This is a genomic window from Xanthomarina gelatinilytica, from assembly GCF_000348685.1.
GTDB lineage: Bacteria > Bacteroidota > Bacteroidia > Flavobacteriales > Flavobacteriaceae > Xanthomarina > Xanthomarina gelatinilytica.
This window is the reverse complement of record NZ_ANLA01000004.1, coordinates 566,742-582,093: the sequence shown is the minus strand read 5'-3', so window position 1 is coordinate 582,093 and position 15,352 is coordinate 566,742. Positions and strand designations below refer to the sequence as shown.

General features: G+C 35.9%; 12 protein-coding genes and 1 tRNA gene. 6 read left to right on the top strand and 7 right to left on the bottom strand.

The window, feature by feature from the left end:
• Positions 1 to 19: 19 nt before the first annotated feature.
• Positions 20 to 2,323: an inorganic phosphate transporter gene (locus D778_RS03280; RefSeq protein WP_007647651.1), complete on the top strand. Its 2,304-nt coding sequence runs from the start codon at positions 20 to 22 to the stop codon at positions 2,321 to 2,323.
• Positions 2,324 to 2,404: 81 nt separating this feature from the next.
• Here D778_RS03280 and D778_RS03275 read toward each other — a convergent pair whose 3' ends face one another.
• Both D778_RS03275 and D778_RS03270 read right to left on the bottom strand, forming a co-directional pair.
• Complete coding sequence (locus tag D778_RS03275) at positions 2,405 to 4,870, bottom strand: ribonucleoside-diphosphate reductase subunit alpha (protein ID WP_007647650.1); 2,466 nt, start codon at positions 4,868 to 4,870, stop codon at positions 2,405 to 2,407.
• A gap of 186 nt (positions 4,871 to 5,056) precedes the next feature.
• The gene (locus D778_RS03270; protein WP_007647649.1) at positions 5,057 to 6,037 is read right to left on the bottom strand and encodes a ribonucleotide-diphosphate reductase subunit beta; all 981 of its coding nucleotides are present in this window, start codon (positions 6,035 to 6,037) and stop codon (positions 5,057 to 5,059) included.
• Between the two features lie 577 nt (positions 6,038 to 6,614).
• Here D778_RS03270 and D778_RS03265 point away from each other — a divergent pair.
• Together D778_RS03265 and D778_RS03260 are read left to right on the top strand one after the other, a co-directional pair.
• The gene (locus D778_RS03265) at positions 6,615 to 7,349 is read left to right on the top strand and encodes a LytR/AlgR family response regulator transcription factor (protein WP_007647648.1); all 735 of its coding nucleotides are present in this window, start codon (positions 6,615 to 6,617) and stop codon (positions 7,347 to 7,349) included.
• A gap of 3 nt (positions 7,350 to 7,352) precedes the next feature.
• Positions 7,353 to 9,341: a tetratricopeptide repeat-containing sensor histidine kinase gene (locus D778_RS03260; RefSeq protein WP_007647647.1), complete on the top strand. Its 1,989-nt coding sequence runs from the start codon at positions 7,353 to 7,355 to the stop codon at positions 9,339 to 9,341.
• A gap of 5 nt (positions 9,342 to 9,346) precedes the next feature.
• On the opposite strand, the gene D778_RS03255 is transcribed toward D778_RS03260, so the two are convergent.
• Positions 9,347 to 9,916, bottom strand: a complete 570-nt coding sequence (locus tag D778_RS03255) for a DUF3109 family protein (RefSeq protein WP_007647646.1) — start codon at positions 9,914 to 9,916, stop codon at positions 9,347 to 9,349.
• Between the two features lie 119 nt (positions 9,917 to 10,035).
• Here D778_RS03255 and D778_RS03250 point away from each other — a divergent pair, with 119 nt between their 5' ends.
• Positions 10,036 to 10,239 carry a hypothetical protein gene (locus D778_RS03250; protein WP_040491308.1) on the top strand — a complete coding sequence of 68 codons (204 nt, stop codon included), beginning with the start codon at positions 10,036 to 10,038 and terminating at the stop codon, positions 10,237 to 10,239.
• Positions 10,239 to 10,847 carry an FAD-dependent oxidoreductase gene (locus D778_RS03245; protein WP_007647643.1) on the top strand — a complete coding sequence of 203 codons (609 nt, stop codon included), beginning with the start codon at positions 10,239 to 10,241 and terminating at the stop codon, positions 10,845 to 10,847. The genes D778_RS03250 and D778_RS03245 overlap by 1 nt, the downstream gene beginning before the upstream one ends.
• Here the strand turns inward: D778_RS03245 and D778_RS03240 are convergent.
• The 4 genes from D778_RS03240 to D778_RS03225 all read right to left on the bottom strand — a co-directional run bounded on the left by D778_RS03240 (position 10,844) and on the right by D778_RS03225 (position 14,221).
• A complete protein-coding gene (locus D778_RS03240; protein ID WP_007647641.1) occupies positions 10,844 to 12,436 on the bottom strand; it encodes a S41 family peptidase in 1,593 nt (530 codons plus the stop codon). The genes D778_RS03245 and D778_RS03240 overlap by 4 nt on opposite strands.
• 74 nt (positions 12,437 to 12,510) lie before the next feature.
• Positions 12,511 to 12,942 (bottom strand): deoxycytidylate deaminase, encoded by a 432-nt coding sequence (locus D778_RS03235; protein WP_007647639.1) that lies wholly within the window; start codon positions 12,940 to 12,942, stop codon positions 12,511 to 12,513.
• A gap of 120 nt (positions 12,943 to 13,062) precedes the next feature.
• Entirely contained in the window at positions 13,063 to 13,653 is a 591-nt protein-coding gene (locus D778_RS03230; RefSeq protein ID WP_040491433.1) for a HupE/UreJ family protein, read from the bottom strand.
• A gap of 486 nt (positions 13,654 to 14,139) precedes the next feature.
• Positions 14,140 to 14,221 (bottom strand) — tRNA-Leu (locus tag D778_RS03225).
• A 145-nt stretch (positions 14,222 to 14,366) separates the two neighbouring features.
• Between D778_RS03225 and D778_RS03220 the strand changes: the two genes are divergently transcribed.
• Entirely contained in the window at positions 14,367 to 15,308 is a 942-nt protein-coding gene (locus D778_RS03220; RefSeq protein ID WP_007647637.1) for a ribose-phosphate pyrophosphokinase, read from the top strand.
• Positions 15,309 to 15,352 lie beyond the last annotated feature (44 nt).

The following is a 15,352-nucleotide window of genomic DNA, read 5'->3' as shown; positions in this document are numbered from 1 at the left end:
TCTAATTAAAAACTAACTAATGGAAAATATATACTTATTAATGATTGTTGCTCTGGCTGTTTTGGCCATTGCAGACTTGGTTGTAGGTGTAAGTAATGATGCCGTAAACTTTTTAAATTCGGCTATTGGCTCTAAAGCCATCTCTTTTAAAACCATCATGATTGTTGCCAGTGTGGGCGTTGCTGTGGGAGCCATTTTCTCCAGTGGCATGATGGAGGTTGCCAGAAAAGGCATCTTTAATCCTCATGAGTTTATGTTCAATGAAATCATGATCATTTTTATGGCTGTCATGATTACAGATATTTTGTTGTTGGACTTTTTCAATACAGTTGGCATGCCAACCTCAACCACTGTATCCATTGTTTTTGAACTTCTAGGTGCTTCGGTAGCCATGGCTTTAATTAAAGTTGGGAATGATGGTGGTGGTTTTGCTGAAGTAATTGGATATATAAACACATCCAAAGCCACCGAAATTATTTTTGGCATTCTCTTGTCTGTCATTGTCGCATTCACAGTAGGTGCTATCGTGCAATGGATAGCCAGGTTATGGCTTTCTTATAATTTTGAAAAGAAATCCAATTGGGTTGGAGCCATATTTGGAGGCTTGGCTTTAACTTCCATCACTTACTTTATTTTTATGAAAGGTTTAAAAGGAATGTCTTTTGCAAAAGAACCTTTCGGAATTTTAAATGGCGAAACCGTTAATAGCTATTTGGAGAACCACGTATTACTGATTGTTAGCGTAAGCATGCTGTTCTGGTCTATGTTATCTTATTTATTAATTAGCTTGGCAAAAGTGAACATCTATAAGTTAATTATCTTGGTTGGAACATTTGCTTTGGCATTGGCTTTTGCTGGAAACGATTTAGTAAACTTTATAGGTGTTCCTATTGCTGGATGGCTATCTTACTCCACATGGGTTAACTCTGGAGTTGCTGCCGATGCTTTTAGCATGGGGTTTTTGGCAGACAAAGTACCAACACCTACCTATTTGTTGGTTGCAGCAGGTTTAATTATGGTTGTCACCTTATGGTTTTCAAGCAAAGCGAAGGCTGTTGTTAAAACCTCTTTGGATTTATCCAGTCAAGAAGAGACCAAAGAACGCTTTCAACCTAACTTCCTTTCGCGAGGTTTTGTGAGGTTTGCTATTTTAGGCTCCCAAATGTCTTCATATATTTTACCGGAATCTTGGCAGGCGAAAATTGAAAAACAGTTTGAAAAACCTGTCATTTCTTTAAAAAAGGATAAAACCTATGAGTTGCCAGCCTTCGATTTGGTTCGTGCTGCCATTAACTTAATGGTTGCAGCTGTCTTGATTTCTATTGCAACATCTATGAAACTACCACTGTCCACAACCTATGTTACTTTTATGGTTGCCATGGGTACCTCTTTGGCAGATAGAGCCTGGGGAGCAGAAAGTGCTGTTTACAGGGTTGCTGGAGTTTTAAACGTAATTGGTGGTTGGTTCTTTACAGCTTTTATTGCCTTTATATCTGCAGCCATCATTGCGTATTTCTTAAACTGGAACGTACAAGTCATGGTCCCAATATTCTTATTGCTGGCTACCATTTTACTTGTAAGAAGCTATATTTCACATAAAAAGAAATCTGACACCAATAAAGCCGAAGATAGTTTAACACGTGCCGAAAGCAGCTCTATTCAAGGAGTGATACATGAAAGTGCAGACAATATTGCCCATGTTATTAAACGTGGAAATAAAATTTACACCAATGCCATTAACGGTCTTGCCAAACAAGATTTGTCTTTACTTAAAAAGAATAAAAAACAAGTCATCAAACTATCTGATGAAATAGATGAATTGAGAGACCATATTTTTTATTTTATTAAGAACCTGGATGAATCCAGCGTAGCTGCCAGCAGTTTTTATATAAACGTTTTGGGATATCTACAAGATATTACCCAATCTTTGGAATACATTACCAAAGTGAGCCACAAACACGTTAACAACAACCATAAAAAACTTAAATTTAGCCAAATTAAAGAGTTGAAGGAAGTTGATGAACGTTTTGAAAGACTGTTCAACAATACCAGAAAAGCTTTTGAGTCCCGTTCTTTTGAAGAAATAGGTGTTGTTTTAAATAGAAAGAAAGAAATTGTCACTCTAGTTACCGATAAAATTCAAAAACAGGTAGAACGTACCAGGAACGAAGAATCAAGTCCTAAAAACACAACTTTGTATTTTAGTATTCTTCTGGAGACCAAAGATTTACTGGCTGCCATTATGAATCTCCTGGAAGAGTATCATGGTGCTTTTGACAGTTCCATAAAGCCTGCTAAAATTTCAGAAGAGAACACAGATTAAATGTCATTACAATAAACACTAAAACAAAAAAAAAGCATCTCAAATTGAGATGCTTTTTTTATAACACTTAATTGAATTAATTTAAGAACCACACATCAAACAATCATCGCCTTCTGCTTCTTTTGCCTGAGCAATTAAAGCTTTCATTTCTTCGGCAGACATAGGCTCCACGTCTTTAGCTTGCTGGCTAAATGTTTCGGCCGTTTTAGCAGCTTTTTGTTGTTGTGCCTTTAATGTCTCATCTACTTCAACACTGTTGGCTACTGGTTCTTCTTTCTTTTTGGTATCCAAGGTAAACTTAATGGCATCTACTGCGCTCTTGGTTCTTAAATAATACATGCCTGTCTTTAACCCACTCTTCCAAGCATAAAAATGCATGGAGGTTAGCTTAGCCATGGTTGCACCTTCCATGAACAGATTTAAGGACTGGGACTGATCTATAAAATAGCCTCTTTGTCGAGACATGTCAATAATGTCTTTCATGCTTAATTCCCATACCGTTTTGTAAAGGTCTTTAATGTGTTGAGGTATCACATCTATATTTTGTACAGAGCCATTGGCTCTCATGATGTCTTGCTTTAAACCATCGTTCCACAATCCTAGTTCCACCAAATCTTCCAACAAATGTTTGTTAACCACAATAAATTCACCAGACAATACACGACGTGTGTATATATTAGAAGTATATGGCTCAAAACACTCATTATTGCCCAATATTTGCGAGGTACTTGCCGTTGGCATAGGAGCTACCAACAACGAGTTTCTTACCCCATGTTTTTTAACTTCTTTGCGCAGTTTTGCCCAATCCCAACGGCCACTCAACTCTTCGTCCTTTATTCCCCACAGGTTGTGTTGAAATTCCCCATTGCTAATTGGTGAGCCTTGGTAGGTTTGGTAAGGTCCATCTTTTTGCGCTTCTTCCATACTTGCCGTAACAGCAGCAAAATAAAGTGTTTCAAATATGTCCTGATTGAGTTTTTTTGCTTCGTCACTGGTAAAAGGCATGCGAAGCTTGATAAAAGTATCTGCCAAACCTTGAACCCCCAGACCTATTGGTCTGTGACGGAAATTGGAATTTTCGGCTTCTTTAACTGGATAATAGTTTCTATCTATAACCTTGTTCAAGTTTTTAGTAACGCGTTTGGTAATTTTAAATAACTCCTTATGATCAAACTCGTTGTTTTTTATAAACATTGGCAAGGCTATAGATGCCAAATTACATACTGCAACCTCATCTGGAGAGGTGTATTCCATGATTTCTGTACATAAATTCGAAGAACGTATGGTTCCTAAATTTTTTTGATTGGATTTACGGTTGGCAGCATCTTTGTACAGCATGTAAGGTGTACCTGTTTCTATTTGAGATTCTAAAATTTTCTCCCAAAGCTCCCTGGCTTTTATAGTTTTTCTGCCTTTGCCTTCTGCTTCATATTTTAAGTAAAGGGCTTCAAATTCTTCGCTATGGGTTTCTGGCAAACCAGGACACTCGTTTGGGCACATTAGTGTCCATGGTCCATCTTCCTGGACACGTTTCATAAATAAATCGGAAATCCACATGGCATAAAACAAATCCCTTGCGCGCATTTCTTCTTTTCCATGATTTTTCTTCAAATCCAAAAAGTCGAAGATATCTGCATGCCAGGTTTCTAAATAAATGGCGAAACTTCCTTTACGCTTTCCTCCGCCTTGATCTACATAACGTGCCGTATCATTAAACACTCGTAACATAGGCACTATGCCATTACTGGTTCCGTTGGTTCCTGCTATATAACTTCCGGTAGCGCGAATGTTGTGCATTGCCAAACCTATTCCACCTGCGGATTGAGAGATTTTAGCCGTTTGCTTTAAAGTATCATAAATTCCGTCTATACTATCTTCTTTCATAGTTAAAAGAAAACAAGAAGACATTTGTGGTTTTGGCGTTCCTGAATTAAAAAGGGTTGGTGTGGCGTGTGTAAAATATTTTTTGGACATGAGTTCGTAAGTCTCAATAACTGCATCTAAATCGTTTAGATGAATTCCTACCGAAACTCTCATGAGCATGTGTTGTGGACGTTCGGCAATTTTTCCATTTAATTTTAGTAAATAAGAACGTTCCAAGGTTTTAAAACCGAAATAATCGTAACCAAAATCGCGATTATATATTATGGTAGAGTCCAATTTCTCTTTATTATCCATAATAACCTGGTACACCTCATCAGACAGCAATGGTGCTTTTTTTCCTGTTCTTGGGTTAACATACACGTATAAATCGTGCATGACTTCACTAAATGATTTTTTTGTGTTTTTGTGTAAATTAGACACAGAAATCCTTGCAGCCAAGCGTGCGTAATCTGGGTGAGCCGTTGTCATGGTTGCAGCTACTTCGGCTGCCAGATTATCAAGTTCACTGGTGGTTACCCCATCGTAAAGTCCTTCAATCACTCTCATGGCAACTTTTACTGGATCTACCAGTTCGTTTAAGCCATAACACAACTTTCTTACTCTAGCTGTAATCTTATCGAACATCATTGGTTCTTTTCTGCCGTCTCTTTTTACTACATACATATTTTACAGGTTTTTAATTTTCTGACACGCTTTTCAGAAAATAGATTAATTAATTGGCTCAAGCACATTTAAAGAGATAAACGTGCTTGAAGTTTAAATTTTATTGGAATAAGTTACAAGGATCCTCAGGTGCGGTTACATGAAGCTTGCTATTAACTTATTTTATATTCTTAGGGTTTTTTTTATTTAAAAATCGGCATCGAAACTAAATTTGTCGCCTGCTTCTTCTTTGTTGGCCACACCAGCTTTTTGGTATTCAGCGACACGCTTTTCAAAGAAATTTGTTTTCCCTTGAAGCGAAATCATATCCATAAAGTCAAATGGGTTTGGCGTGTTGTACTCTTTCTCACAATCCAATTCGCTTAACAGTCTATCGGTTACAAACTCTAAATATTGCGCCATTAATTTGGCATTCATACCAATTAAACTGGCTGGTAGAGATTCTGTTATAAACTCTCTTTCAATATCCAAAGCATCCACAAGAATTTCTCTAATACGTGCTTTAGGCACTTTATTCACCAAGTGATTGTTGTGCAAGTGCACAGCAAAGTCGCAATGCACACCTTCGTCTCTGGAAATCAATTCGTTTGAAAAGGTCAAGCCAGGCATTAAGCCACGCTTTTTCAACCAGAAAATGGAGCAAAAAGCACCAGAGAAGAAAATCCCTTCTACAGCAGCAAAAGCAATCAAACGTTCGGCAAAACTTGGCGACTCTATCCATTTTAAAGCCCAATCTGCCTTTTTCTTGATGGCAGGAAAGTTTTCAATGGCATTGAACAACTGGTCTTTTTCAGTTTCGTCTTTTACATAGGTGTCAATTAACAAGGAATAAGTTTCACTATGAATGTTTTCCATCATGATTTGGAACCCATAAAAGAACTTGGCTTCACTGTATTGCACTTCGTTTACAAAGTTTTCGGCCAGGTTTTCGTTAACTATCCCATCACTTGCAGCAAAAAAAGCTAAAATGTGTTTAATAAAATAACGTTCGTCATCATTCAATTTCGTGGTCCAATCTGTAAGGTCCTGATGTAAATCTATTTCTTCGGCTGTCCAGAAACTAGCTTCCGATTTTTTGTACCACTCCCAAATATCATGATGCTGAATTGGAAAAATAACAAATCGATCTTTGTTTTCTTGTAGTATGGGTTCTGTAAACTGAGACATTTTTTTAGTGTTTATTTTAAAATTTAGACGAAAATTTTGCTGTAATTTGGGACTAACAAAGATTGAAAAATGAGATTGAAAATGAAAGGTTAAGTTATAAACATTGTCAACAAGTTTTTAACAAAATTTAAGAGTTTTAAGAAGGCCCCTGTTTTTTAATTTTGTTTCAAATTGCTGATTTACAGGTTTTTAAAAAAAACGAAATGAGTTTAAAAAGTATGCACCAAATATAGCCTTAAGCAAGATGTTTACTGCTTTGTGAGTCTTTGTTTGAAATAGGTTTCCGTTAAAAATAAGGCATAAAAAAAACCAGCTCTCACTGGTTTTTTTAAATCGATTAATAGCAACCATCTATAAAATGAAATGCATATCCCTTAATTAATAGCAAAACAAATATCTAAAAAAAAACCACTGCAAAATAAGTTTTTGTATGGTTGGTACAAAAAACTGTATAGTTGGTAACTTAAAAATTAAGCTTTCATAAAAAACATCCATATGACGACCTATTATACATAAATTTACACCAAGCATACATCTATTTTTTTAAGGAACACATTATATCACTATATTTGAGTATATGATTAAAGCAGTAATAGTAGACGACGAACCGAAGGCCATACAAAGTTTAACTTGGGAATTGGAAAATTTCAGCAACGACATTGAAGTGGTTGAAACATTTACTAATCCGGAGACAGCCATAACCTATTTAAAAACACATACACCAGATTGCCTGTTTTTGGATATAAACATGCCAACCATGGACGGGTTTCAGTTTTTGGATTGTATCAACCATAAGGATTACGCAGTCATAATCACAACTGCATACAATGAGTATGCTTTGAAAGCACTTAAGAACGAAGCCATAGACTATCTCTTAAAGCCTATAGATTCTGATGATTTAAAAGAAACCATAGTAAAAATAAAGAAGTTTTACACCAACAACATTTCCATTGCAAAAGTTGAAGAGGTTTTATTGAATTTCAATGCCAACCTAAAACATCAAAAAGTCATTTTAAACACAGATGGCAAACTGGTGTTTTTAAATATAGATGATATTCTATACATAGAATCCGATGGCAATTACAGTACATTTTTCATGACAAAAAATCAAAAAATGGTTGTCACTAAAAAGATCAAGGAAATTGATGCTATCTTACCCGAAAATTATTTCTTTAGAATTCACAATTCTTACATCATAAACTTGAACAAGATTAAAGAGTTTGTGAAAAACGAAGCCTACGTAGTCATGGAATCCAATGAAAAAATCCCTGTTGCCAGACAGCGTAAATCAGACTTCCTAAACAAATTGTAACCCATGAAACGGCTCCTAAACAGTTTTGTTTTAACCATAAAAACCCATTGCAAAAGCATTTTGCTATGTTTTGTATTTGCTTGTTTTTCCTCTGTGACTTTGGCTCAAAACAGTCAAAGCTCAGATTTTGAAAAGATTGTAAACACAACCCTTATTAAAAAGCAAACAAGTTATAGATATTTGGATTCTGTTTTTAAAGTGTTTTCCAAAGACACTCTAAAAATGAACTTGCTTTTAAAGAAATCTGAAGAAAAACAGTTTTTGGAAGGTGAAAGTTACGCTTTAAACATGCTTGGGGAAACGTATAGAAACCTTTCTGTTTATGACAAAGCCATAAGTTTTCATGAAAACGCCTTAAAAAAAGCCAAACAAGCCAAAAACATAGATCTGCAGGTTATTAGCTTAAACATGCTGGGTGTTGTTTACAGAAGACAAGATGTTATAAGAACAGCCTTGGACTACCATAAAGAAGCACTGGACTTGGCCGAAACGGTAAAACCAACCACAGACATCCTTAAACACAGCATAGCTATTTCGCAAAACAGCATGGGAAATATCTACCTGGCACTTAAACAATACGACATGGCTCTGGGTCTGTTTGAAAAGTCATTGAAAATTGAAAAAGAGTTAAACAACAAATTAGGCCTTGCCATAAACCACCATAATATAGGATATGCCCAAGAAGCCATTGGCATGCTGGATGAAGCCTTGGTTAATTACCAAACATCTTTAAAATACAACAACGAAATAAATTCAGACATTGGTCGCGTTATTTGCTATAACAGCATAGGGAAACTGGATATTTTAAAAGGCGATTATGAAACGGCCTTGCCCATTTTGGAAAAGGCTTTGGAAAAAGCAAAAATAGTTAACGACAAATATTACATTTCCACCTCTTACTCCAATTTAGGGTTGCTAAACTTGAAATTGGAAGATTTTAAAGCCTCTGAAACCCATTTAAAAGAAGCCCTAAGAATAGCCAAAAAATACAATTTAAAATCTCAAGAATCTGAAACCTATAACCATTTAGCCCTATTGGAAGAAGAGTTGGGAGATTTTAAATCCTCTTTACATTATTACAAGCAATATGTGGCCCTGGACCAATCCATTACCAACGAAAAAAACTTTCAATATGTAAACGATTTAATTTTAAAATATGAAAGTGAAAAGAAAAACAGCCAAATTAAAGCCCTTGCCAGCGAAAACGAGATTGTAAAGCTAAAACTGGTTCAAAATAGAAAAATTTTATTGCTAAGTCTTTTGGGAGCTTTTTTGATTATTGGTTTTTTTATCATTTTACAAAGACAAAGACAGCTGAAAAACGAAAAAAAGATTGTGACTTTAGAGCAAGCGATGTTAAGAAACCAAATGAACCCTCATTTCATTTTTAATTCCCTGAACTCCATTAAGCTCTTTATTATAAACAACGAAAAAGAAAACGCAGTCTATTACCTTAACAAGTTTTCAAAGCTTATAAGAAAAATCCTAGTGGCTTCAACCGAAAAGGAGATTTCCCTACAGGACGAACTGGATACCATGGCCCTTTATATGAACATTGAAAACATGCGTTTTTCAAACGAAATAAACTATCAGGTACATATAGACGAAACTGTCAACCCATCTGTAATTAAAGTTCCTTCCTTAATTCTTCAACCCTTTTTGGAAAATGCCCTTTGGCATGGTTTATCCTCCAAAACCGGCACCAAAAACATCCTTTTGGAAGTTTACCAAAACACTCCAGACTATGTGTCCATAAACATTACAGATAATGGGGTAGGAAGAGCTGTTTCAGAAAAAATAAAGGAAAAGAAAAAGTTAAGACGTAAATCTGTTGGGATAGAGATTACCAAAGCCCGTTTGGCCAATTTTTCCAAAGGGTTTATAAACGGTTTTAAAATAGACATTGAAGATTTATTTGAAAACGGAAAAGCTTCTGGCACGAAAGTCATGGTGCACATTCCCATTAAAAATGTGGTTTTAAAAACAGCTTAAGCTTCTTATTTGCCAAAACCTTGGGCTATTTTTTCCAGTTCGGCATACCAATCTTCACCAAACTTTCTTATTAGGGCTTCTTTTACAAATTTATAAATAGGCACTTGAAGTTCTTTTCCTAAGGTGCAGGCATCGTCACAGATGTCCCATTTATCGTAATTTACTGCAGAAAACTCACTATAATCTTTTACCCTTATAGGATACAAATGACAAGAAACAGGTTTTTTCCAATCTATTACTCCTTGGTTATAGGCTTCCTCAATGGCACAAAGTGCTGTACCTTTGCTATCAAAAATCACGTAAGCACAATCAGCATCGTTAATTAACGGCGTTTCAAATTCACCAAATTCCGTGGTAATAAATGTCCCTTGCTTTTCAATGGCATCAATCCCTTCCTGTCTTAAAAAGCGTTTTATTTTTGGGTAAATGGTTTTTAAAATGTCTGTTTCTTTCTCATCCAAAGGTGCTCCAGCATCTCCATCTATACAACAAGCGCCTTTGCAAGCAGACAGGTTACAGACAAAATCCTTTTCAATAATATCTTCTGAAACAATGGTTTTTCCTAATTGAAACATATGAGTTGATGCTAAAAAATACGTGCAAAGATACATTATAAAAGAAAAATTAAACCAGTAAAAGAGGGATTATTAGTTTCAAATTATCGAAATTTGCAGCAGCTTTAAATTCTTGAAAGATGAAGATTTTTAAAATGTTATTATCGTTAATCGCAATTGGATTGATTATTTACAACTTTACAAAAGTAGATTTTAATGCGCCTTTTGAAGACGATAGTGTTGTTGCCTTTATTACTATTTTCGCTTCTATGTGTGCTTTAATTTTGTTGCAAATTTTAAGGATTTCACAAAAAATTGACAAACAGTATAAAACCAGAAAATAATGTTTGATGTCTTGATAATTGGTGGTGGAGCTTCTGGCATGTCTTGTGCTTTGGTTTTAGGTTCGGCCAAAGATCATGAGTGCGCTAGGGCTAAAAAAATTGGCTTGATTGCCCATCAAAAAACATCTCATTTGCAAAACGCATTATTTAACAATGTGCTGGGTTTGACACCTGGAACCACTGGAGCCTCCATTTTAGAAAGTGGGAAGAAACAATTGCACAGCTTATATCCACACGTGCAACAAATAGATACCGAAAAAGTCACAGAAATTCTTAGAACAGAACATGGGTTTTTAGTAAAAACCAATAAAACCGAATATTCTGCAAAGCTAGTGGTTGTGGCAGTTGGTTATACCAATCTATTTACCATTAAAGGTTTGGACAGTTATATTGAACCTCATCCAAGGGCCAAAACCGAAAAGCATAGGATTTGGTTAAAAAATACAGATCATAAAATAGACGAAGGGCTTTATGTGGCTGGAACGCTAGCTGGTTGGCGAAGTCAGTTTGCCATAGCTTGTGGCAGTGGCGCTCAAGTGGCTACAGATATCTTGACGCTATGGAACAATGGTGAACATGTTAAGATACATGATAAAGTGGTGGTTTAATCTTCCCTGTTGCTTAAGATGATGACCTCTTCAATCATAATGTCCGACTGGTTGATGACTTCCTCAAAAGCACCATTTCCAAAAAGTTGGTCGGCAAGCGTTGCTTTAATGTATTGTTTAACTTCTTCGTTATATGCCACAAAAGTGATATTGGCTTTGGTTTTTTCGTTTAAATAATCTTGAAACTGTAAAACCATATCGTCATCAAACTGAAAGTATTTAATGAATTCATCTCTTGAAATGCTATCGTAAGCATGACGGTCTTTTTCAAGCTCTTCAAAAACAAAATTGCTGATAAAGCCTCTTCGGTCCAAAAACGTTAAGGTTTCGTTTTGCATGCTTAAATCCAAGGGCACAAACACATCTGGAATAATGCCTCCTCCTCCATACACTACTTTTCCTTTTGGAGTGGTGAATTTCAAGGAATCGGCCACTTCAATTTTTTCAGGGTCTATAAGTTCCCCGCTTTTTAATCTATCAAAATAATCGTCGTAATAATCTCTGTTTCCATTTTGGTAGGAACGTTGAATGGAACGTCCTGTAGGTGTGTAATATCTGGATACAGTTAATCTTACGGCACTGCCATCGCCAAGTTCCATTTCACGTTGTACCAAACCTTTTCCATACGAGCGACGACCAACTATGGTACCTTTATCATTATCTTGCAAAGCTCCAGCTACAATTTCACTGGCTGAAGCCGAATTTTCGTCAATTAGGACATATACTTTCCCTTTTTCAAAATCGCCTTTCTTGGTTGCATAACTTTTTTCGATGTCTCCACGCTTGTTTTTGGTAAATAAAATAAGCTTATCGTCTTCCAGAAATTCGTCTACTATTTGTTCGGCAACACCTAAAAAACCTCCTGGATTGTTTCTTAAATCCACAACCAGCTCGCTAATGCCTTGCTTTTGTAATTTGGTGAGTTCCTTTTTAAATTCTTTATAAGTGGATTCGGCAAAACGGTTTATTTTAATGTAGCCTAATTTATCTGTTAGTTTATAGGCAGCATCAACACTTTTAATGGGTATGTGGTTTCTTTTAACGGTAAAATCCAACAATTCCGGTTCTCCTTTTCGGTACACTTTTAAATCTACAAGCGTATTTATTGGACCCTTCAATTTCTTTATAATCTCGTTATTGCTCAAATCTTTCCCAAAAATGGAATCGCCATTGGCCATGATAATTCTATCTCCACCAATAATTCCGGCTTTTTCACTGGGACCTCCTTCTATGGTTCTAATTACGGTAATGGTATCTTTATAGGTGTAAAAATTAATACCAATACCCACAAAATCCCCTTTCATATTATCTGCCACACGTTCCATATCTTCTTTTGGGATATATACGGAATGAGGATCGAGATTATTCAGGATCCCGTTTACGGTTACATCTACTATGCTGTCTGTATTTACATCGTCTATATATTCGTAGTCTATATAGTCAATAAGCCTGTTAAGCTTGTCCTTTTTGCTGTTTTTGGTAAATAACCTGTCAGATGTATCAGAAAAATTTAATTTCCCTCCAATAAAAATGCCTGCTGCAATAGCAACACCTATTATAAGTGGTAAATATTTTTTCTTTAGTTTCATGTGTTGTTCATGTATTTGCTGTAACCTGAAAAAGCTTGAAAAGCTTGAAAAGAAACAATGTGTTTACTGTTTCTTTAGGCACTTAAATCGTCTATCAAAACCAACTCAATACCTGCTTTTTCAAGAAACTCCAAGCCTGAATTGTCTTTATATGCTTCTTTGTATACAACCCTAACAATGCCTGCCTGATGTATTAATTTACTGCATTCCTTACAAGGAGACAAGGTAATGTACAAAGTAGCACCTTTACAGGATTGTGTGGAAGAGGCTACTTTTAAAATGGCGTTGGCTTCTGCATGGAGCACATACCATTTGGTGTAACCTTCATCGTCTTCACAATAATTTTCAAAACCTGTAGGGGTGCCATTAAATCCATCGGAAATAATCATCCTATCCTTTACAATAATTGCGCCAACTTGTTTGCGTTCGCAATAAGAAAGTTTTCCCCATTCTTTGGCAATCCTTAAATAAGCTTTATCGTATTTACGTTGCTTGTGTTCTTTCATGTGTTTCACCAGGTGAAAATTTCATTTTTAATTATATACAACGAAGATAGCTTGTAAGTATTTTAATTACAACCAAGGAATTAAAGTTTTATGAAAACTTTAGGTAAAGTCACTGTTTTTTTAAGCTAAAAAATCGCTGCCCAAAATCATTGGGATAACCAATCCTACCACAATAGCAGAAATAACCATAATCCAATCGCGTTTGGAAAACCTGAACACAGTTTGCATGATATAGCCCAAAAAGAGAACCACGAACACGATGATTACTTGCGCTATTTCTATTCCTAGGGCAAACTCGATAAGTGTCACCAATTTGTTGTCCGATTGCCCTACCAACATTCTAAACTCTCTGGCAAAGCCCAGTCCATGAACCAAACCAAAAAACAAGGTCGAGAAAAAAAGTACACCTACCTTTTCCTTTTGGGCTCCTTTTCCAGCTGTAAACACATTAAAAAGCGCAACAATTAAAATAGTGATTGGAATTAAGAACTCCACCAACTGTCCATTAACACTTACAACGTTGTAAGCTGCCAAAACCAAAGATAAGGTATGACCCAAAGTGAACAATGTAACCAAAAGTAAAACGCGTTTCCAATCTTTAAAAAGATAAGGAACAGCCAATACAATTAAAAAAAGAACATGATCGTAGGCATTGATATCCAACACGTGATTGATGCCATATTCAACGTGGAACCAGAAATTATCAAACATTGTTTTTTGTAGTTTATTTGGGTAAAACCCAAAGATACAATTTAAAATGAAACCTAAATATTCCTGCTTAAATTTAAAGGTTTTTTTGTGCAATTTAATTCTAACAACCTATTTATCTCCAAGGAGCAACACCTACAACCTGTTTTAAATACCTAACTATGAGCTTAAGCAATTTTTATCACCTGTAAAAACCTTCAAGTACATCTAGCCTTATCAAACACCCAAGTTTTATTAAAAAATAGGTCTTATATAGGTTTGGTCCACTTAAAAGGATGTTACTTAGTTATGCCGTGCTTATGCCGTGGTTATGTCGTGCTTATGCCGTGGCTTACTTGTTGTTCATTCGTACTAACTATATGGACATCTTAAGGATGAAACACCAAATTGCACCTGAGATGCCAAGTACCTTTGATAGAAGAAAATGTAAAAAAATGGGTAAAAAAAAATCGCAACACATCAACTAGTAACATGTTGCGATTTAGAAAGTACTCGAGGTGGGAATCGAACCCACACTCCCGAAAGAACCGGATTTTGAATCCGGCGCGTCTACCAATTCCGCCACTCGAGCAAAGTAGACTGCAAAATTAGAAAATATTTTTCTACAAACAATTAAAAATAGTCCTATTTATGCTTTTGGAGTTGAAATAAATTCCTAAATTTGCACCTCGTTAAACAAAAAACGAATTAATTCGTTATAATACAATAGATTAACAATGCCAAACGTAAACACTGAAGCTAAAATTTTTACGTGTACACAAAGTAAAGAACTCGCTCTTAACATAGCAGATGCTTTTGGTGTGAGTTTGGGCAATGTCATAACCTCTACTTACAGTGATGGGGAATTTCAACCATCCTATGAAGAATCTATTAGAGGGACCCGTATTTTTATTATTGGTTCTACACATCCTGGTCCAGAAAATTTAATGGAAATGTTGTTAATGATTGATGCAGCCAAGCGTGCGTCGGCCAGACACATTACAGCCGTTTTACCTTATTTTGGTTGGGCAAGACAAGACCGTAAGGACAAACCCAGAGTACCCATAGCTGCCAAATTGGTTGCTAAAATGCTGGAAGCAGCTGGAGCCACACGAATTATTACCATGGATTTACATGCAGATCAAATTCAAGGGTTTTTTGAAAAACCAGTTGATCATTTATTTGCATCAACCATCTTTTTGCCTTATTTACAAAGCTTAAATTTAAACAATTTAACCATTGCTTCTCCAGATATGGGAGGTTCCAAAAGAGCTTATGCCTACTCTAAAGCCCTAGAGAGCGATGTGGTGATTTGCTACAAACAGAGAGCAAAAGCCAATGTTATTTCGCACATGGAATTGATAGGCGATGTTACTGGCAAAAATGTTGTTTTGGTAGACGATATGGTAGACACTGCCGGAACTTTAACAAAAGCTGCTGATGTTATGATGGAACGTGGTGCATTAAGTGTTAGAGCTATCTGTACGCATCCTATTTTATCTGGAAATGCCTACCAAAAAATAGAAAATTCCAAACTGGAAGAATTAATTGTTACAGATTCAATTCCCCTAAAACAAAAAAGCAGCAAAATACGTGTCTTGAGCTGTGCACAACTTTTTGCAGATGTTATGCACAATGTACATTACAACAAGTCCATAAGCTCAAAATTTATCATGTAAGACCCTTGCAATAGTTCCAAGGAGAAATAAAACCATAAAAAAAG

What these genes read in the sequence shown, in the direction of transcription:
- D778_RS03280 (WP_007647651.1), top strand. Translation starts at nt 20, where the DNA reads ATGGAAAATATATACTTATTAATGATTGTTGCTCTGGCTGTTTTGGCC.
- D778_RS03275 (WP_007647650.1), bottom strand. Translation starts at nt 4,870, where the DNA reads ATGTATGTAGTAAAAAGAGACGGCAGAAAAGAACCAATGATGTTCGAT.
- D778_RS03270 (WP_007647649.1), bottom strand. Translation starts at nt 6,037, where the DNA reads ATGTCTCAGTTTACAGAACCCATACTACAAGAAAACAAAGATCGATTT.
- D778_RS03265 (WP_007647648.1), top strand. Translation starts at nt 6,615, where the DNA reads ATGATTAAAGCAGTAATAGTAGACGACGAACCGAAGGCCATACAAAGT.
- D778_RS03260 (WP_007647647.1), top strand. Translation starts at nt 7,353, where the DNA reads ATGAAACGGCTCCTAAACAGTTTTGTTTTAACCATAAAAACCCATTGC.
- D778_RS03255 (WP_007647646.1), bottom strand. Translation starts at nt 9,916, where the DNA reads ATGTTTCAATTAGGAAAAACCATTGTTTCAGAAGATATTATTGAAAAG.
- D778_RS03250 (WP_040491308.1), top strand. Translation starts at nt 10,036, where the DNA reads ATGAAGATTTTTAAAATGTTATTATCGTTAATCGCAATTGGATTGATT.
- D778_RS03245 (WP_007647643.1), top strand. Translation starts at nt 10,239, where the DNA reads ATGTTTGATGTCTTGATAATTGGTGGTGGAGCTTCTGGCATGTCTTGT.
- D778_RS03240 (WP_007647641.1), bottom strand. Translation starts at nt 12,436, where the DNA reads ATGAAACTAAAGAAAAAATATTTACCACTTATAATAGGTGTTGCTATT.
- D778_RS03235 (WP_007647639.1), bottom strand. Translation starts at nt 12,942, where the DNA reads ATGAAAGAACACAAGCAACGTAAATACGATAAAGCTTATTTAAGGATT.
- D778_RS03230 (WP_040491433.1), bottom strand. Translation starts at nt 13,653, where the DNA reads ATGTTTGATAATTTCTGGTTCCACGTTGAATATGGCATCAATCACGTG.
- D778_RS03220 (WP_007647637.1), top strand. Translation starts at nt 14,367, where the DNA reads ATGCCAAACGTAAACACTGAAGCTAAAATTTTTACGTGTACACAAAGT.